This is a genomic window from Pseudomonas sp. PDM13 (assembly GCF_025685765.1).
GTDB classification, from domain to species: Bacteria; Pseudomonadota; Gammaproteobacteria; order Pseudomonadales; family Pseudomonadaceae; genus Metapseudomonas; species Metapseudomonas solani.
This window is the reverse complement of sequence record NZ_JAOTQU010000008.1, coordinates 62943-84276: the sequence shown is the minus strand read 5'-3', so window position 1 is coordinate 84276 and position 21334 is coordinate 62943. Positions and strand designations below refer to the sequence as shown.

26 protein-coding genes and 1 other RNA gene are annotated in these 21334 nt (G+C 57.9%); 22 read left to right on the top strand and 5 right to left on the bottom strand.

The window, feature by feature from the left end:
- Positions 1-16: 16 nt before the first annotated feature.
- On the bottom strand, positions 17-1717 hold the full coding sequence (locus OEJ36_RS10815; protein WP_263401524.1) for a DNA cytosine methyltransferase: 1701 nt from the start codon (positions 1715-1717) through the stop codon (positions 17-19).
- Here OEJ36_RS10815 and OEJ36_RS10810 point away from each other — a divergent pair.
- From OEJ36_RS10810 to OEJ36_RS10790, 5 genes are all read left to right on the top strand, one after another.
- Positions 1716-2201 carry a very short patch repair endonuclease gene (locus OEJ36_RS10810; RefSeq protein WP_263401523.1) on the top strand — a complete coding sequence of 162 codons (486 nt, stop codon included), beginning with the start codon at positions 1716-1718 and terminating at the stop codon, positions 2199-2201. The two genes, OEJ36_RS10815 and OEJ36_RS10810, sit on opposite strands and share 2 nt — an antisense overlap.
- Before the next feature lie 268 nt (positions 2202-2469).
- Positions 2470-2691: a glycoside hydrolase family 70 protein gene (locus OEJ36_RS10805; RefSeq protein ID WP_263401522.1), complete on the top strand. Its 222-nt coding sequence runs from the start codon at positions 2470-2472 to the stop codon at positions 2689-2691.
- A gap of 91 nt (positions 2692-2782) precedes the next feature.
- Positions 2783-4693, top strand: coding sequence for a hypothetical protein (locus OEJ36_RS10800; protein ID WP_263401521.1), 1911 nt, complete (start codon positions 2783-2785; stop codon positions 4691-4693).
- Positions 4690-5460 carry a hypothetical protein gene (locus OEJ36_RS10795; protein WP_263401520.1) on the top strand — a complete coding sequence of 257 codons (771 nt, stop codon included), beginning with the start codon at positions 4690-4692 and terminating at the stop codon, positions 5458-5460. Before OEJ36_RS10800 ends, OEJ36_RS10795 begins: the two co-directional genes overlap by 4 nt.
- A 1-nt stretch (position 5461) precedes the next feature.
- The gene (locus tag OEJ36_RS10790; protein WP_263401519.1) at positions 5462-6190 is read left to right on the top strand and encodes a hypothetical protein; all 729 of its coding nucleotides are present in this window, start codon (positions 5462-5464) and stop codon (positions 6188-6190) included.
- 199 nt (positions 6191-6389) lie between these two features.
- On the opposite strand, the gene OEJ36_RS10785 is transcribed toward OEJ36_RS10790, so the two are convergent.
- Together OEJ36_RS10785 and OEJ36_RS10780 are read right to left on the bottom strand one after the other, a co-directional pair.
- Complete coding sequence (locus OEJ36_RS10785) at positions 6390-6599, bottom strand: hypothetical protein (protein WP_263401518.1); 210 nt, start codon at positions 6597-6599, stop codon at positions 6390-6392.
- A 10-nt stretch (positions 6600-6609) separates the two neighbouring features.
- Positions 6610-7551, bottom strand: coding sequence for a GAF domain-containing protein (locus OEJ36_RS10780; protein WP_263401517.1), 942 nt, complete (start codon positions 7549-7551; stop codon positions 6610-6612).
- 462 nt (positions 7552-8013) lie between these two features.
- Here OEJ36_RS10780 and OEJ36_RS10775 point away from each other — a divergent pair, with 462 nt between their 5' ends.
- Complete coding sequence (locus tag OEJ36_RS10775) at positions 8014-8220, top strand: carbon storage regulator (RefSeq protein ID WP_263401516.1); 207 nt, start codon at positions 8014-8016, stop codon at positions 8218-8220.
- Between the two features lie 75 nt (positions 8221-8295).
- Here the strand turns inward: OEJ36_RS10775 and OEJ36_RS10770 are convergent, their stop codons facing one another.
- On the bottom strand, positions 8296-8562 hold the full coding sequence (locus tag OEJ36_RS10770; RefSeq protein WP_263401515.1) for a helix-turn-helix domain-containing protein: 267 nt from the start codon (positions 8560-8562) through the stop codon (positions 8296-8298).
- 141 nt (positions 8563-8703) lie between these two features.
- Here OEJ36_RS10770 and OEJ36_RS10765 point away from each other — a divergent pair, with 141 nt between their 5' ends.
- The 15 genes from OEJ36_RS10765 to OEJ36_RS10695 all read left to right on the top strand — a co-directional run bounded on the left by OEJ36_RS10765 (position 8704) and on the right by OEJ36_RS10695 (position 17733).
- Positions 8704-9009 carry a hypothetical protein gene (locus OEJ36_RS10765; RefSeq protein WP_263401514.1) on the top strand — a complete coding sequence of 102 codons (306 nt, stop codon included), beginning with the start codon at positions 8704-8706 and terminating at the stop codon, positions 9007-9009.
- A gap of 3 nt (positions 9010-9012) precedes the next feature.
- Complete coding sequence (locus OEJ36_RS10760) at positions 9013-9216, top strand: DNA-binding protein (protein WP_236206615.1); 204 nt, start codon at positions 9013-9015, stop codon at positions 9214-9216.
- 288 nt (positions 9217-9504) lie between these two features.
- On the top strand, positions 9505-9792 hold the full coding sequence (gene pflM, locus OEJ36_RS10755) for a DUF5447 family protein (protein WP_263401513.1): 288 nt from the start codon (positions 9505-9507) through the stop codon (positions 9790-9792).
- A gap of 3 nt (positions 9793-9795) precedes the next feature.
- Entirely contained in the window at positions 9796-10434 is a 639-nt protein-coding gene (locus tag OEJ36_RS10750) for a DNA cytosine methyltransferase (RefSeq protein WP_263401512.1), read from the top strand.
- A gap of 12 nt (positions 10435-10446) precedes the next feature.
- Entirely contained in the window at positions 10447-10650 is a 204-nt protein-coding gene (locus tag OEJ36_RS10745; protein ID WP_263401511.1) for a hypothetical protein, read from the top strand.
- 246 nt (positions 10651-10896) lie between these two features.
- Entirely contained in the window at positions 10897-11262 is a 366-nt protein-coding gene (locus tag OEJ36_RS10740) for a hypothetical protein (RefSeq protein WP_263401510.1), read from the top strand.
- 23 nt (positions 11263-11285) lie between these two features.
- Positions 11286-11411 (top strand): hypothetical protein, encoded by a 126-nt coding sequence (locus tag OEJ36_RS10735; RefSeq protein WP_263401509.1) that lies wholly within the window; start codon positions 11286-11288, stop codon positions 11409-11411.
- 10 nt (positions 11412-11421) lie between these two features.
- Positions 11422-11667: a hypothetical protein gene (locus tag OEJ36_RS10730; RefSeq protein ID WP_263401508.1), complete on the top strand. Its 246-nt coding sequence runs from the start codon at positions 11422-11424 to the stop codon at positions 11665-11667.
- Between the two features lie 8 nt (positions 11668-11675).
- Positions 11676-11891 carry an FAM162A family protein gene (locus tag OEJ36_RS10725; protein WP_236206620.1) on the top strand — a complete coding sequence of 72 codons (216 nt, stop codon included), beginning with the start codon at positions 11676-11678 and terminating at the stop codon, positions 11889-11891.
- A 145-nt stretch (positions 11892-12036) separates the two neighbouring features.
- Positions 12037-13290: an attachment protein gene (locus OEJ36_RS10720; RefSeq protein WP_263401507.1), complete on the top strand. Its 1254-nt coding sequence runs from the start codon at positions 12037-12039 to the stop codon at positions 13288-13290.
- 2 nt (positions 13291-13292) lie between these two features.
- Entirely contained in the window at positions 13293-13649 is a 357-nt protein-coding gene (locus OEJ36_RS10715; protein WP_263401506.1) for a DUF2523 family protein, read from the top strand.
- 2 nt (positions 13650-13651) lie between these two features.
- On the top strand, positions 13652-14935 hold the full coding sequence (locus OEJ36_RS10710; RefSeq protein WP_263401505.1) for a zonular occludens toxin domain-containing protein: 1284 nt from the start codon (positions 13652-13654) through the stop codon (positions 14933-14935).
- A 159-nt stretch (positions 14936-15094) separates the two neighbouring features.
- Complete coding sequence (locus OEJ36_RS10705) at positions 15095-16372, top strand: hypothetical protein (RefSeq protein ID WP_263401504.1); 1278 nt, start codon at positions 15095-15097, stop codon at positions 16370-16372.
- Positions 16372-17352 carry a tyrosine-type recombinase/integrase gene (locus tag OEJ36_RS10700; RefSeq protein ID WP_263401503.1) on the top strand — a complete coding sequence of 327 codons (981 nt, stop codon included), beginning with the start codon at positions 16372-16374 and terminating at the stop codon, positions 17350-17352. Before OEJ36_RS10705 ends, OEJ36_RS10700 begins: the two co-directional genes overlap by 1 nt.
- A 108-nt stretch (positions 17353-17460) precedes the next feature.
- Positions 17461-17733 carry a helix-turn-helix domain-containing protein gene (locus tag OEJ36_RS10695; protein ID WP_263401502.1) on the top strand — a complete coding sequence of 91 codons (273 nt, stop codon included), beginning with the start codon at positions 17461-17463 and terminating at the stop codon, positions 17731-17733.
- A gap of 77 nt (positions 17734-17810) precedes the next feature.
- Here the strand turns inward: OEJ36_RS10695 and ssrA are convergent.
- Positions 17811-18185: a transfer-messenger RNA gene (gene ssrA, locus OEJ36_RS10690) on the bottom strand.
- A 144-nt stretch (positions 18186-18329) separates the two neighbouring features.
- Here ssrA and OEJ36_RS10685 point away from each other — a divergent pair.
- Complete coding sequence (locus OEJ36_RS10685; RefSeq protein WP_263401501.1) at positions 18330-21248, top strand: ATP-binding protein; 2919 nt, start codon at positions 18330-18332, stop codon at positions 21246-21248.
- Positions 21249-21334: the final 86 nt, after the last annotated feature.

The following is a 21334-nucleotide window of genomic DNA, read 5'->3' as shown; positions in this document are numbered from 1 at the left end:
CAGCCCGGCTCCGATATCAGACGCAGACCTCCTCGCATTTCCTGTCTTCGGTATCCGTAGACTGCTTGTCGAAAGCCTCGACCTTATCGAACAGGATGCGGAATACCACCTGCGCGATCTTCGAAGCCAGCAGAGGGGGAACCGCGTTGCCTACCTGGTGGAACTGCTCCGTTCGGTTGCCCTGGAAGAAGTAGTTGTCCGGGAAGGTCTGTATCCGGGCTGCTTCACGTACAGAGAGGCTGCGACACTGTGTGGGGTCGTAGTGAATGAAGTAGTGGCCATCCTTCGAAATGTGGCTGGTGATGGTCGTTGCTGGAGAGTCTTCCATCTGGACCCTGAAGCGGTCACTGAACTTGCCGGTTTTCCAGTTCTTGTGATCTGGCGCCAGGCCGTCCAGATGGAAATCCTTGTGTCCCTTCGGAGAGAACCCATGGCACTTGGCGTAAAGGGCTGCGTACAGATAGCGACGCAGATCAGACTCCATGTGCCCACGCACCTCGTGGTTGAGCCAGTAGTCCAGTTGCTCGTCCAGATACCAGGCGTCCAGCTGCTTGTCGCCAGTGGATCCATCACTCTTTTCTGTCTCTCTTCTTACTCGCCGACCTCCCGCGCTTTCGGGCGGAGAGTTGAATTCTCCCCAGAAACTGGTGAAGGCACTCCACATGTCTGTATTAATTGGATCAATCTGCTGTTGAAGGTACTCAGACTGTTCCATGACAGTCGTGGCCCAGTTCTCTGCGGTGTCTGTTGTCTTGCTCAGGCCGCTTCGAAGTCTGGGGAGGTTTTTCAGAATCTGGCCGACAGTGACTTTGCTGCCAGCCGGTTGCAGCTTCACATCCTCGATTGAGGGGGGAACGCTGTCCGTGGCAATTCCCAACAGGATCACACGGTGTCTTGCCTGGGGGATCCCATATTTTTCTGCCTGGATGATGAAGTCTCGAGGGTCGATATCTCGAGCGTTCTTGCCCAGAGCAAAATGATCACCGGTAACCAGCGAGAAGATACGGTAGGTTCTTCCCGTTCCACCCTCATGAAGTGCTTCTCGTGGGTCTGCGAGGTCTTTGAGGATGCTGTGGAAGATTCGCTCGTTGTTGATCTTTGAAGAGAGAATTCCCTTCACGTTCTCCATCACGAAAACCGTTGGCTGGCGTTCGCGGATGATCCGAAGGTATTCCTTGTAGAGGAAATGACGGTGATCATCCTCCGCCTTGTAATCAGCCTTCGCCTGGTTTCGTGCTCGGCCAACTATCGAATAAGCCTGGCATGGCGGGCCACCTATGAGTACCCACGGCCTTTTGGTATTCAGCCTCTTGTTGAGGGCTTCATCCAGCGTCCTGTTGCCTTCCTCGCTTCCAAGGGTGATGCACTGTGCTTCCTCGGCCGCCTTTTCCCAGAGCTCTTCTGTAGCCGGAGAAGGAGAGAACTCGCCGTCCTTCTGAGGATCATTACAGTAGGCGTAGTACTCACGCAGAAGCTCAGGGTCCTTTCTTTTCTTGAGCAACCGGTAGAACGCCCTCAACCTGAGAGTTCGCCAGGCCTTCAGGTCTTTCTCTGCTGAAATGACGATTTCAAAGCGGTCGCCACTGCCTGATGAGGTAAAGCCTTCGCCAAGGCCGCCTGGGCCTGCAAAGAGGTCAACTACCTGGATCGGCCCGGCAAGCTCACCATCAGGATCCTTGGGAGTGTTCTCGGCAAAGGGCAACGGGTCTTGATTCATGGACATAGTCAGTAAGGAAGTCAGGTCTCGCATGATGGCGGGCATTCGGGGCAGCAACACGTCACCGGAAATGAAGGTTCGGCGCCTGTTGCATCGGCATGGCTTCAGGTATCGCCTGCACCAGAAGAACCTTCCCGGAAGGCCTGATCTGGTGCTTCCCCGTTACCGGGTTTGCATCTTTGTACATGGTTGCTTCTGGCACAGACATCCAGGGTGCCGCTACGCCACTACCCCGAGCACCCGACCGGACTTCTGGCAGAACAAATTTGACCAGAACGTTGCTCGAGATACCAGGAACAAGGCTGCGTTACTGGCCTCGGGATGGAGGGTGATTGAGCTTTGGGAATGTGGAATACGTGGGCCTGAGGCCGAGATGATCTGGGTCCTGGATGCGATTCGGGATTCTAATCAAAAAACGGTCTCTTGGCCTGAACTCTCGGAGGAAGCCGTTCCAAAAAATGGCAGACCAGCCCACAAGACCTGAGTGGGTGCAGTGGTCCGTTTGCTTCTCGCCGCTCAGAACAACCCTCTTTCCGCTTCGTGGCTGCTTGTCGCTGCCATTCCTGAAGCTCCGGCTAGACCCCGCCATGAGCTGATCACGAACCGCGTTTCATCCCCCTTTCATGCCTTGCCATGTAGGGATGATGGCGACGGGCCTGCAAAAAACTCTTGACTAAAATCCAACATTTTCTAAATATTCTGAAAATGTTGGCGAAACATAGTGGGTCGCCTTTGGAAATGCTGAGGAATGTATGTCGGAGAAGCGAGAAAAATTCGTCAGATTGGCCGAGCAGCGCGTCAACAGAGCGATCAAGGACATCAGTCTGATCGGAAACCTTTCCAACCGTAGCGCCTACAGCTTCACCGACGATGACGTGAAGAAGATCTTCAAGGCGCTTCAGAAAGAGCTGGAGCAGGCAAAGGCACGCTTCACCGATGCAGAAAACGCGTCGGGTGGCGACTTCAAGCTTTAAAACCCTACTTGAATCTGAGAGGTACAGGATGACCGGACAGCCGCAATGGAGCTTTATGCCGCTACCCTTGGGGGCCAAGGCGCGAGATCCGATGCAGGACGAGTTTTTTCAGGATCAATCTATTGAAGGGATTGACCATGCTCTGATTCGAGAAACGATTCAGAACTCTCTGGATGCAAAGCTCGACGATGGTCCAGTCAAGGTGATTCTCTCCCTTGGCAAGCTTCCTGCGGGTGGTGCTCGCTTCTGGTTTCCTGCCGAGTCTCAGGCTCACTTTTCGGCGCCCGAAATTCGGCTTGGCAGCCTGCCTGACTGGGAGAACGACGACTGCGACTTTCTGACCATCGAAGATTTCGGGACCGGAGGCCTCGAGGGAAAAATAGACTCGGCTGACCCTAAAATTGGAGGAAACTTCTATCACTTCTTTAGGGCGGAAGGGGTATCCAACAAACAGGACGGTGACCGTGGTAGCTGGGGCGTAGGTAAGATTGTGATCCCCCGCTCGAGTCGTATTCGTTCCTTTTTTGCGGTTACTCGCCGAGCCTCCGAGCCTGGGATACACCTCGTGGGTCAGGCCATCCTGAAGCACCATACACTGGGGGACAAGCGATACACACCGGACGGCTGGTTCAGCCAGTTTCTGGGTGGGCTGCAGATTCCCTATTCAAGCGATGAAGTCACCAAACGGCTGAAATACGATTTCAAGCTGAGCCGCGATGATGAGCCTGGCCTAGGTGTTGTTATTCCATGGGTGTACACGGAGCAGCTGAGTTTGAAGCGATTGGCTGCTGTCATTGCAAGGGAGTACTTCATTCCGATTCTTGCTGGCGACTTGATCGTTGAGCTGAGAGACCATCAGACAGGAGCACACCAGCGATTTGATGTGAGCAGCTTCGGTGCTTTAAAGGAGGCTGCCCCAACGGATGAGCGATTCCAGGATGCGATTCAGCTGGCAGGGAGCCTGCTTGAGCTGGAAAAGCCTGATTCCTTGGAGGTAGCGGTTTTGCACGAGTCGGGCGCACAAACGTTGGATTACGACTGGGGTCATTACCAGCTTTCTGTTCCCTCTCAAGAAATAGACAGCGCCTTGGATCATGGTCGGATAGTCCATTTCAAGGTTCCCATGACTATTAAGGCTACGAATGAGGCAGAAGTCCCAGGGTGTTTTGACGTATTGGTAAAGCGGAAAAACGGACGGCATTTACCCATTTACGTTCGTGATGAGCTACTTATCCCCAATCAGACGGCCGCTAAGGCGAAGGTTCCTGATTGCATTGCTCTCGTGCATGCCTCAGGGAGCGCAATTGCTGAAGCGTTGAGGCGAGCCGAGTGCCCTGCTCACACCGACTGGAAAGCGAGTCGCGATAAGTTCAAGGAGCGGCGCTACGCTGAGGGGAACCGGTTAATTCCGTTTGTTCGGGAAAGTGCGAGCAAGATCTTGGAAAAGCTGATAAGCGAAGAAGGAAAACCTGATCACAATCTGCTCGCCGATCTGCTTCCGCTTCCGTCGGATGACTCGCCTCCGCAACCGAAGCAAGGTAAAGAGATGGGTGATCGAGAAAAAAATAAGAAGCAGAACCCTGATCCTAAAGTTCCGGATATTCCACCGGCCATCTCTCGCTGCTGGAAGCTGAGACAGTCGCTGGGGGAAATACATTTGGAGGGGGTCCCGAGCGGCTTCGTGAGCACCGAAGGATATCAGCTAACCCTATGGGCTGCTTATGATCTGCATGGTCGAAATCCCTTCAAGGCTCATTCGAAGTTCGACTTTGATTTGCTTAGTGCGGCGCAGAATGGCGTAGACGTGAAAAGCGATTTCCGTGTTGTCGCGAGTGAAGGTGTCCGTATCGTAGGTGGGGACCACGGGTGTTTAGTAGTACATGTAACAAACCCCTCCTTCGAAATGGTTTTCCAGCCGGTAGATCTGAATCGTGACTTGATCATGAAGGTCAGCTCAAAGCCAATTGGCGATTCCTCTGATGATGAGGAGGCAGAAGAATGAGTCGTCGATTCAATTTTACCGGTCGCGCGAAGATCCTTAAGGAAGACATCAAGGTCACCATAGAGGCGCGAGGGAATACAACTATCTGCAATGTCCATCTTCGGCTGGGCGCTTATCAGCTCAAGCCGGATGCAACGGTAATAGTTGAGGCTGAACGCGGACGAGTATTGCGTCATCGATACAAGTGGGGCTTGGCAGGCCAAGCATTTCTGCCGGAAGGGCTGGGGTCAGAGTTTGATATCTCTGCGATGGGCGACCTAGAAGATGTGCGCTTTCGTGTGCTTGTGGTTGAACCAGAATCCTGCAAGCTTTTGGCGGCAGCTGAGGGTGTAGAAGCTTACAACAAGGATGATACCCAAGAGCCCCAGCGCTCTTTGCTGCCCATAGTGATGCGCGATCTACATGGAGGCATCTGGGAGCTGGAGGATATGGATGGTACCCCTACGCTCGTTCTGGACAACAAGTTGGGAACCAAACATGAGCTGAAGTCCAGTCCTGTGCTTTCAGCAATTTTACCTGGTGTGGTCAGAGCGATTCTTGTTTACCAAGCACTGGAGCGGCAAGAAGAAGACGCTGACGAGGATACTGGCGAATGTGCAAGTTCCACTCTCTGGCTGCAAATGGGCGGCAATTGGGCCGGCTGCCCATGCCCGGCCACTACCGATTACCGGGACGTCGATGAATGGGCTCAGAAGGCTGTTACCGGCTTCTGCGTAGAGAAGAAACTGCGTAACCGTTTGTCCAATTTCATGAGTCAGGAGGATTGATATGGAAACCTTGCAAATGCGGGCTCTCAATCCAGAGGGTATTGAGCAGATGCGAGTCTGGTTGGCGCAGGCTCGAAACAATCCATCTACGCCTGTGCCTCCTGAGCTGCTAGAGAGCGCGACTTTCACAGAGCTTAGAGGCAGACCTGTAGAGGCGGATATTTTTGACTCTGCGGCCTTTGAAACGAAACTGGATCTAGCCATAGCCATTGATCGTGCGGTTCGGGCAGCTGAACTGAACGAAGAGTCTCTTGAAGATGATCGAGGTTTTTGGAGTTGGCTGACACTCCGATTCGCTCGGAAGTTCATCGGAAGTAAAGGACAAATTGGTGAGCATGCCCTCTGGATCTATGAACCTGGGAATTGGCGCAAGGTTTATCGGCAGAAGATGGCGCCGCTATGGCTGGCTTATCGGGCCCACCGCGACAATCCTGGACGCCTCAAGGCAGTGCTTGGCATCCCGGTCAACAAGACTGGTGAAGTCTTCGAACAAATGATGGCGAGGAAATGGATTGCACTCAGCCCTGGGATTATGTCGCTGGTTACCAATCTCTATTTCGATGAGGCGCAGGGAAGACTCAAGAGGGGTAGTGGTGGAAAAGATGGTGGGGCACCTAGGAGGCTGTCGACCGTCTTGGACCAACTAGGTTTGACTTATGACATCGAAGAGCTGAGCTGGGAAGTGCTTGCACAAATGCTGCCGAATGACTTCAGGAAATTTATCCTGTAGGCCTGCGCCACTGGGGAGGGCGCCAATGTCAGCGGAGCAGAGAATTGAATAACGCAGATCAGTGGGTTTTTGGATTTATAGGTTGCGACCGGCGCACGTGATTTTGCTTATGCTAATGCGGTTATTGGATTCTGATTTTTCTATAAAAGCCTCTACACATTTCTGTTTAGAGGCTTTCTAAATATATTTGCACGTTTGGTTAGGCTTTTTTTATGGTCTCATAAAAATATAGCTTGCTTCGCTCAATTTCTTCGCTTACCCAGTCATCAGAGAATGAGCTCATTTCTCTTGAGCTTTCGAGTAAGTTGTCTTCGAAGTCCATGCGAATAGAATACGCGTTGTTGTTTTTGGTGCGTAGTTCTTGATTTGCTCTGGAGTCGTCAAATATATGCTTGAGTAAATCTTTCATTCTCGCCTCCTTAATGCATGGACTTGAAACATTTCTCTATATAAATTGATAAGATTTTTGCAACGGTAAGTGCAAATATTTTATCTCGCTCCAATGAGAATTGCTCACAAGCATTGCTTGTGAATACTAGCACGCCTAGAGGTTTTCCGCCACTAATGATTTTTGCGGAATCTTTTATTGGAACTGATAAGAAGGATCGATATTTTGCTTTGTCTTCTTTGGTGGATGCGCTGCTTGAAAGTTCGGTGCTTGCACAGATGTCATGGCATATTTTTATTTCATTGAGTATAAAAGTTAAGCCGACATGTCCGAGGCCAGGCTTCCAGCTGCGATTGGAAGTTTTAAGTCGATTGTCATGATTTCTCCATTCTATAATTAAGTTATCGCTGGGCTGGTTATATAAATATAGGCATATGTTGTGTAGTTGGTTTCCTTTGTACGAGAAAAGTTCGTGTCTATATTTAACTAGTGGGTCTAGTATTCTGTTTAAGCCTTCTTCCCAATGCCTAAGTTTCTCAGCTTGTGTGCATGATTCAGGTCGATTGTTTATTTCGTCGATGATATTCTCAAGATCTAGCGTCATGAGATAGATAACTGTTTGTTGTATTTTTCCTGTTTCGAATACTTCAACGGCTTTCGGGATTACGCTTTTCTTGTAGTGTTCGTTTTCTGCAAATACTCTGTCTACTTCTAAGGATAGGGAGCGTCTAGTCGAGGTTCTGTATATTACGTAGGTGAACAATACGTGCAGTATGGAGCTTATTGTGGCAATGATCTTTTCGCTTTCGCTGAAGTCTGCGTTGGTAAATAGTTTTGTGATGAAGAATCCAATTAATATTGGTGCAAAGAGTGTTGTCCAAGTGTTTGCAAAAATCACCACGGCATGGATTGTGTTGGTTTCAATTTCTTTATTTCTTTCGTTTTCTGATTTTAATGCTTCAAAATTTCTCATTGCTAACTTGACTCCATGTCTGGTCATACCAACGCATGTCGGGAATTAATCGCTAATTTCTATCTCATTGGATTAATGTAGGCTTTCTATAAAAAGGTTAAGTTAGTAAGGGTCCCTTCGCGATGGCTAGCTATTCTCTTTTAATCTTTTGGGCATGATCGATTTCCGGATGTAGAGACCGATACTTATTAATTCTGAGGTTGCTTCAACGCTTGCCAAGACGAGGTGGCAATGTCATTTCTCAGCCACGTTGATGTCAATATGCTTGCATCATGATTAGGTTGGCGTTGCGCCGCTATTTAGTCAAACTGGCTTGGTGTGATAGCTGTGCGTTGCGCATGGTTCTCGTCATTGCTAGTCACCGAGTTTCTGCTAGGAAACATCTGAAGCTGCTCAACCCCCTCGCTCCTAGCTGGTCCACTGTGTTGTCCTCACCCTCACCAGAAACGTGAGGTGCGCAACATGCAATCCCATGAAGGCGTCTGCCGCCTAGGCGACGTAGTGTCGATCAACATTCTCGATGGGGAGCCGGATGAGCGTTTGATGCGGCTGCTCCTGACCCAGGGGATCGAGGTCGAGGTGCTGGAGGTTCGGGAAGGGGCTGTGAAGCTTGCGGTGAGGGCGCCAGGAGGGATGCTCATCGTGGAGGAGCTGGCGTTTCCTCCGTAGTCACTTCTTCTTCAGGCTGTTGCAGCGGGCGGGCTCGCCGGGAGAACCAGCGAGCCGCTGCTTTGGCCGTGACATCTATACCGCGTCTGGTTTGGCCAAGTTGGAATGCGCTTCGTCGTATTCGGGGCTTGTCTGGCCGCTCTCGGGTGCGATTTTCCCGCTCACTAGCCAGAGGGCATACTCAGGTGCCAGTTCGACGATGACCTTGATGTCATCCTCGTTGACCCTTCTTCCTCCCTTTCTAAGCGCATACCACTTCTCGCGGTCGATACCGCTTAGCTCCTCCAGCTTCTTGGCTGTGAGCTTCTTATGCTCAAGTATCGCGACAATGCGCTCTCTCATATGCCCAATTCGTCTAAGTGCCGGCAATTATTGCTAGCTAATAGTCGCCGTCTCGCTATAATCGGCATAAATAAACCGGTAAATATTGCCGGTGACATGTTGCTTGATAACCGCCAACATAGTGCAACAAAGGCCAGGGAGATGGAAGAAAACAACCTCACTCTCGTTGCAAACCACCGGGGTCCAACCACAGCACTCGCCGCACTTCTGTGCCGCCTGCTCAAGGTCATCCGCTACGCCTCGCCCCGCGATGCCCTTTCCGCCGTGGTGAGGTTCCGCCAACTGCTGTTGCTGTTCCGCGTCGCCGGCCGCCTCGATGCCGCGCAAGCCTCCCGCCTCACCGCGCTTGTGGATAACGCCCTGTACCTGGGCACCCGCGAAGCGCTCCACCGGGCCCGGGCCAAGGTTCTGGCCCGTCACCAATCACCCTCTGTGAAGGATCGCTAGGTCATGGATCGTGAATTCTTTCTGACCCCTCCGCCCCTGATGCCGTGGCGCCAGTTCGCCAACTGGATACGCATGGGCGACGAACACGACGTGGTGTGGGGCTGGATTCGCAACGGCTATGTGCCGTCCCACAAGGTCGGCAAGTACGTGATGGTCAACGTCGCGCTGCTGACTCAGCAGATGCTGGAAAAGGAGGGTGACCTGTGAATTTCTCCAAGGCTGTGCGGCACCTGTTCGTCCGCCTCTCTTGGCTGCGTACCTGGGAATCGCGCTATCAATCGCAGGGTTCCGCATCCATTGAGGGCTTCATTACGGCGCTGTTCTTCGCTGACGTAATTACCCAAGAGCAGTACGCGGCGCTCGGTGATCTGGCCAACTCGGCCTTCATCCACTCCGGCCAGCCCTATCCGTCGGCCTCCAACGCCGGCCCTGTCATGACGCCTGGGGTCGCCTATGAGCGCTCCCGGGCAACGCCTCCGGCACAGGTGAAAGCCCATGAACAGCCCCAGTCACTACCTGCGCCTTCCCCATCCCCCGGACTGCGCCTGCTCTGTCTGCTGGTCCCGTCGCGCACCGGCCGCCGTCGCAGCCTCCCGGTCCACGTCCTGCGACCAATGCCGCCCCGCGCAGATATCCAGGGTCGCTGGGCGATGGGTCTGCCGGCCGGCCTCGTTCTGCGAGAAACACAGGCCCGCCCGCCACGCCCCGAAGTATTGGAACGTTGTTTACGACAGCGGGCCGCCCACGCCTTTTGTGCCAGTACACGAGCCGTTCGAGGACTGAGCCATGCGTAGCCATCAACCGACTGCCCTGGTGGCGTGCGAGTTTTCGGGCCGCGTCCGAGACGCCCTGACCCGAGCCGGTTTCTATGCCGTGAGCTGTGATCTGCTCCCATCGGAAATCGAGGGCGAGCACATCCGGGGCGACGTCCTGGACGTACTCGACTGGGGCTGGGATCTGCTGATTGCTCATCCCCCGTGCACCGACCTGGCTGTCTCTGGCGCCCGTCACTTCGCCGCAAAGATCGCCGATGGCAGACAGGGCAGGGCGCTCGATTTCGTCCGCGCCCTGATGGCCGCCCCGATTCGCTTCAAGGCCCTGGAGAACCCCAAGTCGGTGATCTCCACGAAGATCCGCAAGCCGGACCAGATCGTCCAGCCCTGGATGTTCGGCCACGGTGAGCGCAAGGAAACACACTTCTGGCTGGAGAACCTGCCGAAGCTGGTTCCCACCAACGTCGTCGAAGGGCGAGCCCCGGTTGTGCACTACATGGGCCCGGGCCCCGAGCGCTGGAAGAACCGCAGCCGCACCTATCAGGGTATTGCCGAGGCAATGGCCGCGCAGTGGGGCAGCCATGTGCGAGAACAGCTGGAAGCTGCGTCTTGCTCCACCAATCTTCCGGTTGAACAGCTGTTTCTGATCTAGGAGGCCTGAGCCATGACTACTCACATCCTCATCTTCCTCGCCCTCTGGCTGATGTTCATCGTGCCCTGCCTGTTCGGCATCTACGTCATGGCCCCCGCCGCCCGCGCATGGCTCCACCCGGTCCAGGGCCGCCGCACCGGCTTGTCCGAACACGCTTCATCGTTCGGCCAAACGGAGCGCCGGGCGCAGCGCACCCTTGACCGAGCGCCCCCCTGAAACAGCCTCAGCCGGAGAGCAGGGAGACGCTTCACCCTCCCTGCTCCCGAGCCCTCGGCGGCAAGAGCGGGATGACAAGGGCCGCGCCCTTGGTGTCGACCAACCAACCGGCCACGCATAGGCCGCAATTCACGCCCCGGTAGACCGACAACGCACACGAGCGAAACGAAAGTTCGCCCGTGTGGGATCGCTCGGCCTGCTGAAAGGCAAACCGCGCATACAGCGCACTCAAGAGAGGTAATTCAAATGGCACGTTCAACCATGGAAGTCACGTTCCTGGGCACTCAGAAAACCGAGATGGAGGGGGCCAAGTACGTGAAGGTCTTCTACGGCGATGAGCCGGATGGCAAGACCGAGCATGGGCTTTCCATCATCGGCATGGCAGCAGCTGACGACTACGCCGACGAGGTGTTTGCAGCCGGCGCTCACTTCCAGCCGATGGAGATGGTCCGCATCACCTTCGACGTGGATCGCGGCGGCCAGAACAAGGGCAAGAACCTCGCCCTGCACATCGAGTCCGCGAAGCCTCGCCAGGCGCCGTCTTCGGGCGGCAACCGCACTCAGCCCCAGGCCCAGCCGACCACCCCGGCCGCCGAGCCGGCCAAGTCCTGACCGGGTAGGGGAGGGGATAGCCAATGCTCCGCTACCTGCTGATCGCCGCCCTCGCCGGAGCTGGCGGCTACGCCTGGGGCCTGGCCGACGGCCTCGCCACGATCGAGCAACTGGCCCCGATGGTCCTGGGCCACATGCACCCCTACTGAGGACACACACATGTCTGTCGTCGCCGTGCAGGTCTGCACCAAGTGGCACAACGGACTGCTGGGCACGTACTGCATCCAGCAGGAGTGGCGACAGGCGTACCTGATTCCCCCGGAGGCTGCCGGCTATGTCGACATCCTCGTGTCGGGGGGATTTTCCCCGGAAGCGTTTGGCGTCGGTTTCGCCGGCACGCTCGGGGTATTCCTGACCGGTCTAGCCGTTGGCTGGATCGCGTCGATCCTTCGAAGAGCTAAGTGAGGCATCACATGAAAAACCTGTACCGCAACACCTGCATCGCCCTGTCCGTTTCCGCTTTCGCCGCCATGCCGGCCTTCGCGGACTCGATCATCGACACCGCCGCCATCAAGGCATCCATGGATGCGGCCAAGTCCGATGCAGGCACCGTCGCCAGCTACGTCGCCATCGCGCTGTCCGTCCTGGCTTGCGCAGGTGTCGTCTTCGGCATGCTCCGCAAGGCCTAAGCCGGTGATCTGGTCCCTCTTCCTCGGAACCCTCGTCGCGGGCGCCTTCATCACCGGCTACCGCACTGGCGAGTTTTTCTAGGCCACTGAGAACCGCCCGGCTGCTGGGAAAGGGTCGGGCTTTTTGTTGCGTGGAGACGTGGCAATGCCCCCCAACTTCGCCCGCCTCAAAGCCTTCATGCTGGCTGTGTTGTCTGTGCTGTGCCTGACATTCGGCTCAACCACCCGTGCGGACTATCAATGGTTCATCAGCGAAAGCCCGAAGTTCTCAGGCAGCTCTCCTGCTGCTGCCTGTGCAGCAATCGCGCCTCACGTTACCCATTGGCCAACCTCCGAATACCGCTATGACTCGCATTACATCACTCGCATCATCGAAACCCAGTTCGACTGCTATGTGAGATTCCGCTCTATATACAATGGTGAACAGGTGGGCACTCGACCTCATCCTATCCACGTGATTCGTGGAGAGGGTTCTTGCGATCTGCCCAAGGTCTATGACGACCAGACCGGTGAATGCAACGACCCGCCCAAAGACTGCAAGACCGAAACCAGCGACATTCTTACCCGAGGCAGCATTGCCGGCATTGTCGTCTCTAACGGGCGCACCTACTCCCTCTCCCAATCCCCCGCCAGCTCCTGCGTCGACAGTTGCACCTACGCCCCCAAGGACAGCGGCCGACAGCGCTACACCAGCTGCTATTTCGTCGCAGGCTCCCAGGTCGACAGCTTCTGCAACTACATCCTCACCGGCACCGGCGAATCCTGCTCCGGCTGGAACTGGGATCAGCCAGAAACCGGCGACCCGCTGAACCCCGCCGACACTCCTGACGCCCCTCCATCCGACCCCAACGATCCTGGCTGCCCCAAAGGCTGGTCCTGGTCCGGCACCACCTGCGTCAAGACACCCACTGACGGCGAAGGGGGTGGTGACAAGGAGGGCGGAAAAGACGACACACAACCTGGCGGCGGCAGTGGGGGCGGGGGTGGCGACAAGGACCCGGGCGGCGACAACCAGGACGGCGGCACCGATGGTGACAAGGACAAGGACAAAGACCCCGGCAGCGGAACTGGCGGCGGCAAAGACCCGAACAAGGGCAGCAGCCTCAAGCCGCCCAAGGCCGGCAACTTCGACGCTGCGAACAAAGAGTGGGACGCCAAAGTCGAGCAGGCCCGCAAGGTGTTCAACGACAAGCTCAAGCAACAGATAAACAGCTTCAAGGGCGTCTTCGACGTCAACCTCGGCCAGGGCGCCGGCTCGCTCCCCTGCGACCGCTTCACCGTCCTGGGCCAGACCCTAAGCCTCTGCCTCACCGACTACGCCACCGAACTGGCTTACCTGCGCCAGATCCTCCTGCTCTTGGCCAGCGTCATCGCCGCCACCATTGTCCTGAGGGATTGACCATGGAAACCATCATCGGCTTCTTCGACCAGATCCTCGGCTTCCTCCAGGCCGCCTGGGACTTCCTCGCCCAAGGGGTCTACGACTACTTCAAGGACGCCCTGTTGGTCGCCACCAAGGCCGCCATCTACAGCTACTTCTCTGCGCTCACCCTGTGCATGGAAATCGCCTTCGTCGCCGCCCGGGAAATCATCCAGAGCCTGGGCCTGTCCTCTGCCGTCCGCTCCGCATTCTCAGCACTGCCCCCGCAGGTCAGCAGCGCCCTCGCGTTCTTCGGCATTCCCCAGGCCATCAACATCCTCTTCTCCGCCCTCAGCACCCGCTTCGTCATGCGGTTCGTGCCCTTCATTGGACGCTGACCATGTCGATCAAGATCCACCACGGCCCCAATGGCTCCTACAAGACTTCAGGCGCCCTCCAGGATGACGCCATCCCAGCCCTCAAAGAGGGACGCGTCATCATCACCAACGTCCGCGGCTTCACCCTGGAGCGCGCCTATACCGTCTTCCCCGAACTGCCAGACACCAGCGAAATCATCAACCTCTCGCTCGAGTCACTCCCCGATCTCGAGCGCATGCGCACCTGGTTCCAATGGGCTCCTCGGGGCGCCTTCATCATCTTTGACGAAACCCAGCTGGTGTTCCCCAAGTCCTGGCGCGACAGCGACCTCAAACGCTTCGACTTCCCCGGTGGCCCCGAAGCTGCTGCCGAAGCCGACCGCCCCATGGGCTGGCTCGACGCCTGGACCCGACACCGCCACTTCAACTGGGACATCGTCCTCACCACCCCCAACATCGCCTACATCCGCGACGACATCCGCATGACCTGCGAGATGGCCTACCGGCATTCCAACCTCGCCGTCATCGGCATCCCCGGCCGCTACAAAGAGGCCCAGCACGACGCCCAGATCAACCGCCCGCCCATGGACGGCACCGTCATCGAATACAAGCGGATCAGGAAGCAGACCTTCACCCTCTACGACTCCACAGCCACAGGAACGCACCATGACACCAAAGCCGGCAAGAGCCTCCTCCGGTCGCCTAAGCTACTGGTACTACTGGCATTTATTGCCGCTTGCCTTAGCTTTTCGGCATGGATGGGCCCTGTCACGTTCGGCGTTGCTTCGCCTGATGAAACAGCCGCTGAACCTGCTCAGACGGGGGGGCCGCATTACCCTCAAGACACTGGGCCGCCTGGCGCTTTGGCTGCTGCGCCGAGTGATCCTGCGAATAGCATCCTTCCTGGTCTGCCTGTGGGCCTTCAGCCAGATGGCCCGCCTGCTCAGCTAGCGCATCCATTCGGTGATCGCACTATCTCGATCATCGGCACGCTGCACATGCCCACCAAGGGCGTCATCTACCTCTTCCAGATGACTGACTCCGATGGGCGCGTCATGGAGCTCAATTCCTGGCAGCTCATAGCCAGCGGATACCGTTTCAAGCCCCAGGGGGAATGCGTAGTACGGGTCACCTATGAGGACTGGGACTCCCGCTTTACCTGCCTGGGCCAGCCCCGCAACAACGCCCCCACGGTCCCCGCGCTTGCCACGCCACCATCGCCCCCAACCAACCCCTACGCAGCCCCAGGCACCGTGCGGGTCACGGTAGTCAACGACTCGAGTCGCTCCCCGAGGACGCTGCAATGACCGCTTACGGTCCCGCTTCTCCACGCTGCGCGTGCGGCCTGGAGGAAGCGCAAGGCACGAGCGGACGACAGGCCGCACGCGCGGCGCTGACGTCCCTGTAACACGTCAGATAAACCCATTTTGAAACGGCCAATGTTGGCCAATGCTGGAGATTCGAACATGGCAGCCAAAGACCTTTTGCGAGTCGACGCCCTTTGCAACGAAGACCCGAAGGGCCGGATGTTCATTGACCCACACACCCTGAAAATGACCGACCTGGGTCGCGTCACGCTTCTTCGGTGTGGAGTGGATACGGTGCGTCAGCTTTACCGGGGCCTGATACGACCGGGTGTCATCGAGCTCTTCGACAACCCGGGGACCATCGTTGAATTCGCTGGGGAGCGCTGGCATGCCGGACGTGTCGGCAAGGACTCCGGCTACCAGTACAAGCTGCAAAACGCTGACCTGGGCTTCGTCCTGCTGGTGAAGAACTTCAACGCCAAGGTCGACAGCATCGGCCCCCACGTCAAAATCGAAGTCTCCCCCCACGCCATCGACGCTCTAAGTCCTCACCGGCTACAGGCCCGCATGGATCGTTACGCCGAACACCTGCTGACCCATGTCGAAGTGAACCAGTGTGCCGTTCACCTTGCCCTGGATCTTCAGAACTGGACTCCGCCTGCCGATCTGGTCGCCCGTATGCACTGCCGTGCCCGAACACACCGCGACATCTCGGGCATCAACGAAATCCAGTGGGACACGAAGTCCAGCGTCTACGGGCGTGGCGAAACCTTCATGTTCGGCTCGGCCAGCGGCATTCAGCTCTGCCTGTACAACAAGACCGAGCAGGCCCGCGTCACCGACAAGCTCGACTACTGGGAAAGCGTCTGGAAGCGACGAGACTCCTTCTGCGACGACGATCCGTACAACTACAACCCCGAGGCTGACGTCTGGCGTATCGAGCTACGTTACCACCACTCCATCGTCCAGCAATTCGCTTCCGGTTCCATTGACGCAAGGACCGGCCTGGCTATCGACACCAAGACCTACGAAGCCTTCACCCGTCACCTCGACGGCCTGTGGCGCTATGGCCTGGGCCAGTTCCGCCTGCTCACCCGCCCTGGATACTTCGAGCCCATCTGGACGCTCATCCGCAACGACGTGAAGGTCGACGTGCCTGTCGATTCGCTCATCGATGAGACCGAGTACAAGCGTTATCACAAGACTTCACGGGGTTTCTCGGGCAAGAACGTCGAACTGTTCCTGGGAAACTTCGTCAGCCTGCTTGCACGGGAGCGAGTGGGCGCAAAGACCGCTTTTGAACGGTTGCAGACCTGGGAATGCTGGCCTGTGATCCGCGACCACTACGCCACTAAGGAAATGACCGAGCACGACATCTACAAGCACATCAAGCAGCTGCTCGAGGAACGGCATGTCAGATGGGGGAGGGCGGTCTAATGGCGATCAATCAACTGCCTGACGGACGTTGGCGAGTCGACACTGAACCCATCAAGGGCCGGCGATTCCGCAAGACCTTCAAGACCAAGGGAGAGGCCCAGCGCTTCGAAGCGACCTGCCGCGCCAGGGTGATCGAGGCCCCATCATGGACGCCCAGGCCGAAGGATCGTCGGCGGCTTTCCGAGTTGATCCGCCTGTGGTTCAACCTGCACGGCCACTCACTCCGGGATGGAAAGCGTCGCCTCTCCAAGCTGGAGCAAATGGCGGTCCGTCTGCGTGATCCGGTGGCAAGGCTTCTCGACGCCTCGGCCTATTCGACCATGCGGCGAAATCGCCTCGATGCCGGTGTTTCACCGAAGACGATGAACAACGAACTCGGCTACATCCGGGCAGTGTTCAACGAGCTGCGTGGCCTCGGCCAGATCGACTTCGACAACCCTCTTGCTGGAGTGAAGCCGCTCAAGCTGCAGGAGCGTGAACTGTCCTGGCTCACCACGGACCAGATAGGCGAACTGCTCGACTCGATCAGTACCGGCTGCGAGAACCCGCACACCGAACTGGTGACACTGCTTTGCCTCGCCACGGGTGCCAGGTGGTCGGAGGCCGAGAAGCTCCCCCCAAACCGCCTGAAGGGGAATGTCGTCACCTATGCCGGCACCAAGTCAGGGAAGGTCCGTTCTGTTCCGATATCCAGAGAACTGGCGGATCGGCTACGGGAGCATTGGCGAACGCATGGCCAGTTCACGTCATGCATCACATCCTTCCGACGTGCCCTGGAGCGAACCACCATCAAGCTCCCGAAAGGGCAGGCCGCCCACGCCCTGCGCCACACCTTCGCAAGCCACTTCATCCAGAACGGCGGCAACATCCTCACCCTTCAGAAAATCCTTGGGCACTCCACCGTTGCGATGACCATGAGGTATGCGCACCTAGCGCCAGATCATTTGCAGGACGCACTGAGATTTGGCCCTCTTCTTTAGCAGTACAAACAGAAACTTGACACCGGGCTCGATTTCTCTATATTCATGCATACGCGATTTATCTAATATTATCTAATAAGTCGCTTGGCCAAACTGAAGGAGATACTCATGCCAAAATATAGAAACGCAGGTGGTCAGCCTAGAGACAAGTGTATGGTCGCTGCCTGGGCTCTTGTAGAGCACTACGGGGCATCACAGGCTGACGTGGCAAAAGTCATGGGCTGCTCTCAGCCTACGATTGCTAACTGGGTCAAGGACGTCCGCTATCGGAAAGAGATATCTGGCCTCCAAAATCAGCTAGCGGAAGCTAACGATTTGATTGAGTCAATGGCCGATGAGCTTCGCCTAGTTGAATACAACCCTGATGAGAATGACGATTGATCCTGTCGATCATTCGACACCTTTTCGACACCCAAAGAAAAACCCCTGACTTTCGCTAGGAAAATCAGGGGTTTATTTGGTGGAGCCGGGGGGATTTGAACCCCCGTCCGCCAGTGCGCCGCTTTCGGGACTACATGCTTAGCCAAGTCTACTGAGTTAGCTCTTTGCGGCCCGACTGGCAGGGTGCTCAGAGCGAGCTGTATAAGTTTTAGCCGTTACGTCTACAGCGAACTTGGCGGCGATCCTGTTCTATCTGACAGTCATTTCGGGTTTACAGGCATCCCCTTATGACTGCTGGCGGCCGAAGCCACCAGAAGGGTTAGGCCGCGAGGGCCGCCCCGTAGTTGTCGTCGTTGGCAACTATAAGTTTGCAGCAGCTGATTTACGAGGTCTGCTACCAGCTCGGCATGCCCCTAGAGTTTTGTTACCGGCGTCGAATCCTAATCGGCCCCAAAAGCTTCTAGTGGTAAAGCTAGACGGGCGATGGTACGCCAAAGGCGCTGCCGAGTCGACCTTCAGTGCACAATTGGGCTGTCCGCCGGCTTCGCTTATGATTGCCAGCTATTGTCAGGATGTCCCTCAAACGAGTCCTCCGAATGCCGCGCTCCCCCCGTTATCCGTTGCGCCAGTGGATTTGGCGTGCGTTCGTGCAAAGCGCGCTGATCCCACTGATTCTGGTGGAGTCGGTGCTGATCGCCGTCTATCTGCTGACCAACAGTGCGATCCGTGATGCGCAGGTCGACTACCTGCAGCAGAGCGCGCTGGAGGACCTGGGCAGCGCCGTGCGCCGCGAGGGCAAGATCATCGATGGGCGGCTACAGAGCATCGAGGTGCTGGTGCGGTTGTTCCGTGACAGCGCCAGCCGCGCGCTGCTCGATCGCAGCTACCAGCCGGATGCCCTGGAGCATTCGCGCCATCGCCTGAGCGAGGACGGGGTGTTCTACACCCAGAGCGACGATGGGCGCTCGGCGTCCTTCTATGCCAACAGCACGCCGGTGGAACGCCAGGACCACGAGAAGGCCTTGCGCCTGTCGCAGCTGGACCCCCTGATGCGTTCGATCCGCGAGAGCGACCCGTTGATGGCGGCGGTGTATTTCAACAGCTGGGACAGCTACAACCGCATCTACCCCTTCTTCATGACGCCCGAGCAGTATCCCCATGACATGGTGATACCCGATTACAACTTCTATTACCTCGCCGACGCCGGGCACAACCCGGGGCGCAAGGTGGTCTGGACCGACGTTTACCTCGACCCGGCCGGGCAGGGCTGGATGATGTCGGCGATCTCGCCGGTGTACCGCGATGACTTCCTCGAAGGCGTGGTCGGCCTGGATATCACCGTGGGGCAGATGCTCGGCGCCATCAGCAACCTCAAGGTGCCGTGGCAGGGCTACGCGATGCTGGTGAGCCGCGACAACAGCATCATGGCGCTGCCGGCGGCGGGGGAGCGTGATTTCGGCCTGCGCGAGCTGACGCGTTACTCCTATGAAGAGGCGGTGCGCCGCGAGGTGCTCAAGCCCGAAGACTTCAACCTGGCCAAGCACGCCGAGATGCAGCCCATCCTGCAGGCGATGAAGTCCGGCGAGGGCAACATGAAGGAAGTGTTGCTGGGCGGGCGCAAGCAACTGGTGGCCTGGACCGAGATCCCGCAGACCGGCTGGCGCCTGATGATGGTGGTGGACGAGGCCAACATCTTCCGCGAGACCAACCGCCTCGCCGAGCGCTACCTGCAGATCGGCTACCTGCTGATCGCCGGGCTGGCCTTCTTCTATGCGCTGTTCTTCGCCTGGATGTGGGCCCGTTCGCGGCGCCTGAGCGATGAACTCTCGGTGCCGCTGGCCGGCATCTCCGGGATGATGCAGCGCATCGGCCAGGGCGACTTCAGCCCCGATGCGCCGAGCAGCCGGATCATGGAACTGGAGTCCATGGCCCTGGCGGTGCAGCAGACCGGCGACCAGTTGCGCGCCAGCGAGGAAGAGCGCGTCGAGGCCCAGCGCAACCTGGAGCTGGTGCTGGAGAGCACCACCGAAAGCCTCTGGGAAGTAGACGCACGCACGCTGTCGATCAAGATGAGCGGGCGCTTCGTGAAACGCTTCGGCCTGCCTTCCGACGAGCTCAGCTTCAACGACTTCAACGACCGCGTGCACCCCGACGACGTGGAGCGCGTGCGCCGGCTGCGGCTGTTCTTCGCCGACAGCGACCAGGACAACTTCGATGCCGAATACCGCTTCGCCGATGCCGATGGCCAGTACGCCTGGCTGCTGAGCCGCGGCAAGGTGCTGGAGCGTGACAGCGAAGGCCGCGCCCAGTTGGTGGCGGGTACCCATGTGGACATCACCCGCCTCAAGCAGGTGGAGGACGAACTGCGCCGTGCCAGCCGCGAGGCCATGGCGGCGAGCCAGGCGAAGAGCCGTTTCCTCTCCAGCATGAGCCACGAGCTGCGCACGCCGCTCAACGCCATCCACGGGTTCGCCCAGCTTATCGGGTTGGAGACCGAGGGCAAGGACGAGCGCCGCGAAGAGGCCGAGTACGCCCAGGAGATCGTCAACGCCAGCCGCCACCTGACCTCCCTGGTGGACGACATCCTCGACCTGTCGAGCATCGAGAACCGCCGCCAGCAGCTGCAACTCAAGCCGGTGGAGATCGGCCCCTTGCTGGCCGGCTGCGCCGAGCTGATCCAGCCCGAGCTGCAGACCCGCCAGCTGCACCTGCAGATGATGACGCCGCCCGAGCCCGCGCTCTTCGTGCTGGCCGATGCCCGGCGCCTGCGCCAGGTGCTGCTCAACCTGCTGTCCAACGCGGTGAAGTACAACAACCCGCAAGGCATGGTCAGCCTCGGTTACGAGCTGCGTTCGGCCGGCGTGCGCCTGTGGGTGGCGGACAGCGGATCGGGGCTCAGCGAGGAGCAGCAGGCCATGCTGTTCCAGCCCTTCCAGCGCCTGGGCCGGGAGAACTCCACCATCCCCGGTACCGGCATCGGTCTGGTGCTGTGCCGCGAGCTGGCGGAGCTGATGGGCGGGGAGATCGGCTTCAGCAGCACCCGCGACATCGGCAGCCGCTTCTGGATCGACCTGCCCAGCGCTGCGCCGCCGAACCAGGCGGACGCCGGCATCCAGGAAAGCCCGCCGGCGCCGGTGCTGGCCCAGGTGCTCTGCGTCGAGGACCACCCGGCCTGCCTCAAGGTGCTCAAGGAGGGCCTGCGCGACATGGCCGAGGTGCGCGGAGCGGGGTCGGTCGGCCGTGCCTTGTCGACCCTGGAGGCACAGACGCCGGCGCTCCTGCTGCTGGACCTGGACCTGCCGGATGGCGATGGCCTGGAAGTGCTCGATTACGTGCGACGCACGCCGCGCCTGCGCAGCATGCCGGTGATGGTGGTGAGCGCCGCGGTGGATGAGGCGAGCCTTTCGGAAGCGCGCCGTCGCGGTGCCGATGCCTGCCTGACCAAGCCCGTGGACCTGCAGCAGGTGCGCCGCCTGGCGCTGTCGCTGCTGGAGCGGGAGCCGCCGGCCTTCTGAGGCGGGTGAGCTGTTCCCGGGCTGAAGCCCGGGCTACCAGGGCTGCGCAGGCCATGCGCAGCCCTTTTTCCTTCTAATGCCGGGCC

What these genes read in the sequence shown, in the direction of transcription:
- OEJ36_RS10810 (WP_263401523.1), top strand. Translation starts at nt 1,716, where the DNA reads ATGGACATAGTCAGTAAGGAAGTCAGGTCTCGCATGATGGCGGGCATT.
- OEJ36_RS10815 (WP_263401524.1), bottom strand. Translation starts at nt 1,717, where the DNA reads ATGAATCAAGACCCGTTGCCCTTTGCCGAGAACACTCCCAAGGATCCT.
- OEJ36_RS10805 (WP_263401522.1), top strand. Translation starts at nt 2,470, where the DNA reads ATGTCGGAGAAGCGAGAAAAATTCGTCAGATTGGCCGAGCAGCGCGTC.
- OEJ36_RS10800 (WP_263401521.1), top strand. Translation starts at nt 2,783, where the DNA reads ATGCAGGACGAGTTTTTTCAGGATCAATCTATTGAAGGGATTGACCAT.
- OEJ36_RS10795 (WP_263401520.1), top strand. Translation starts at nt 4,690, where the DNA reads ATGAGTCGTCGATTCAATTTTACCGGTCGCGCGAAGATCCTTAAGGAA.
- OEJ36_RS10790 (WP_263401519.1), top strand. Translation starts at nt 5,462, where the DNA reads ATGGAAACCTTGCAAATGCGGGCTCTCAATCCAGAGGGTATTGAGCAG.
- OEJ36_RS10785 (WP_263401518.1), bottom strand. Translation starts at nt 6,599, where the DNA reads ATGAAAGATTTACTCAAGCATATATTTGACGACTCCAGAGCAAATCAA.
- OEJ36_RS10780 (WP_263401517.1), bottom strand. Translation starts at nt 7,551, where the DNA reads ATGAGAAATTTTGAAGCATTAAAATCAGAAAACGAAAGAAATAAAGAA.
- OEJ36_RS10775 (WP_263401516.1), top strand. Translation starts at nt 8,014, where the DNA reads ATGCAATCCCATGAAGGCGTCTGCCGCCTAGGCGACGTAGTGTCGATC.
- OEJ36_RS10770 (WP_263401515.1), bottom strand. Translation starts at nt 8,562, where the DNA reads ATGAGAGAGCGCATTGTCGCGATACTTGAGCATAAGAAGCTCACAGCC.
- OEJ36_RS10765 (WP_263401514.1), top strand. Translation starts at nt 8,704, where the DNA reads ATGGAAGAAAACAACCTCACTCTCGTTGCAAACCACCGGGGTCCAACC.
- OEJ36_RS10760 (WP_236206615.1), top strand. Translation starts at nt 9,013, where the DNA reads ATGGATCGTGAATTCTTTCTGACCCCTCCGCCCCTGATGCCGTGGCGC.
- pflM (WP_263401513.1), top strand. Translation starts at nt 9,505, where the DNA reads ATGAACAGCCCCAGTCACTACCTGCGCCTTCCCCATCCCCCGGACTGC.
- OEJ36_RS10750 (WP_263401512.1), top strand. Translation starts at nt 9,796, where the DNA reads ATGCGTAGCCATCAACCGACTGCCCTGGTGGCGTGCGAGTTTTCGGGC.
- OEJ36_RS10745 (WP_263401511.1), top strand. Translation starts at nt 10,447, where the DNA reads ATGACTACTCACATCCTCATCTTCCTCGCCCTCTGGCTGATGTTCATC.
- OEJ36_RS10740 (WP_263401510.1), top strand. Translation starts at nt 10,897, where the DNA reads ATGGCACGTTCAACCATGGAAGTCACGTTCCTGGGCACTCAGAAAACC.
- OEJ36_RS10735 (WP_263401509.1), top strand. Translation starts at nt 11,286, where the DNA reads ATGCTCCGCTACCTGCTGATCGCCGCCCTCGCCGGAGCTGGCGGCTAC.
- OEJ36_RS10730 (WP_263401508.1), top strand. Translation starts at nt 11,422, where the DNA reads ATGTCTGTCGTCGCCGTGCAGGTCTGCACCAAGTGGCACAACGGACTG.
- OEJ36_RS10725 (WP_236206620.1), top strand. Translation starts at nt 11,676, where the DNA reads ATGAAAAACCTGTACCGCAACACCTGCATCGCCCTGTCCGTTTCCGCT.
- OEJ36_RS10720 (WP_263401507.1), top strand. Translation starts at nt 12,037, where the DNA reads ATGCCCCCCAACTTCGCCCGCCTCAAAGCCTTCATGCTGGCTGTGTTG.
- OEJ36_RS10715 (WP_263401506.1), top strand. Translation starts at nt 13,293, where the DNA reads ATGGAAACCATCATCGGCTTCTTCGACCAGATCCTCGGCTTCCTCCAG.
- OEJ36_RS10710 (WP_263401505.1), top strand. Translation starts at nt 13,652, where the DNA reads ATGTCGATCAAGATCCACCACGGCCCCAATGGCTCCTACAAGACTTCA.
- OEJ36_RS10705 (WP_263401504.1), top strand. Translation starts at nt 15,095, where the DNA reads ATGGCAGCCAAAGACCTTTTGCGAGTCGACGCCCTTTGCAACGAAGAC.
- OEJ36_RS10700 (WP_263401503.1), top strand. Translation starts at nt 16,372, where the DNA reads ATGGCGATCAATCAACTGCCTGACGGACGTTGGCGAGTCGACACTGAA.
- OEJ36_RS10695 (WP_263401502.1), top strand. Translation starts at nt 17,461, where the DNA reads ATGCCAAAATATAGAAACGCAGGTGGTCAGCCTAGAGACAAGTGTATG.
- OEJ36_RS10685 (WP_263401501.1), top strand. Translation starts at nt 18,330, where the DNA reads ATGCCGCGCTCCCCCCGTTATCCGTTGCGCCAGTGGATTTGGCGTGCG.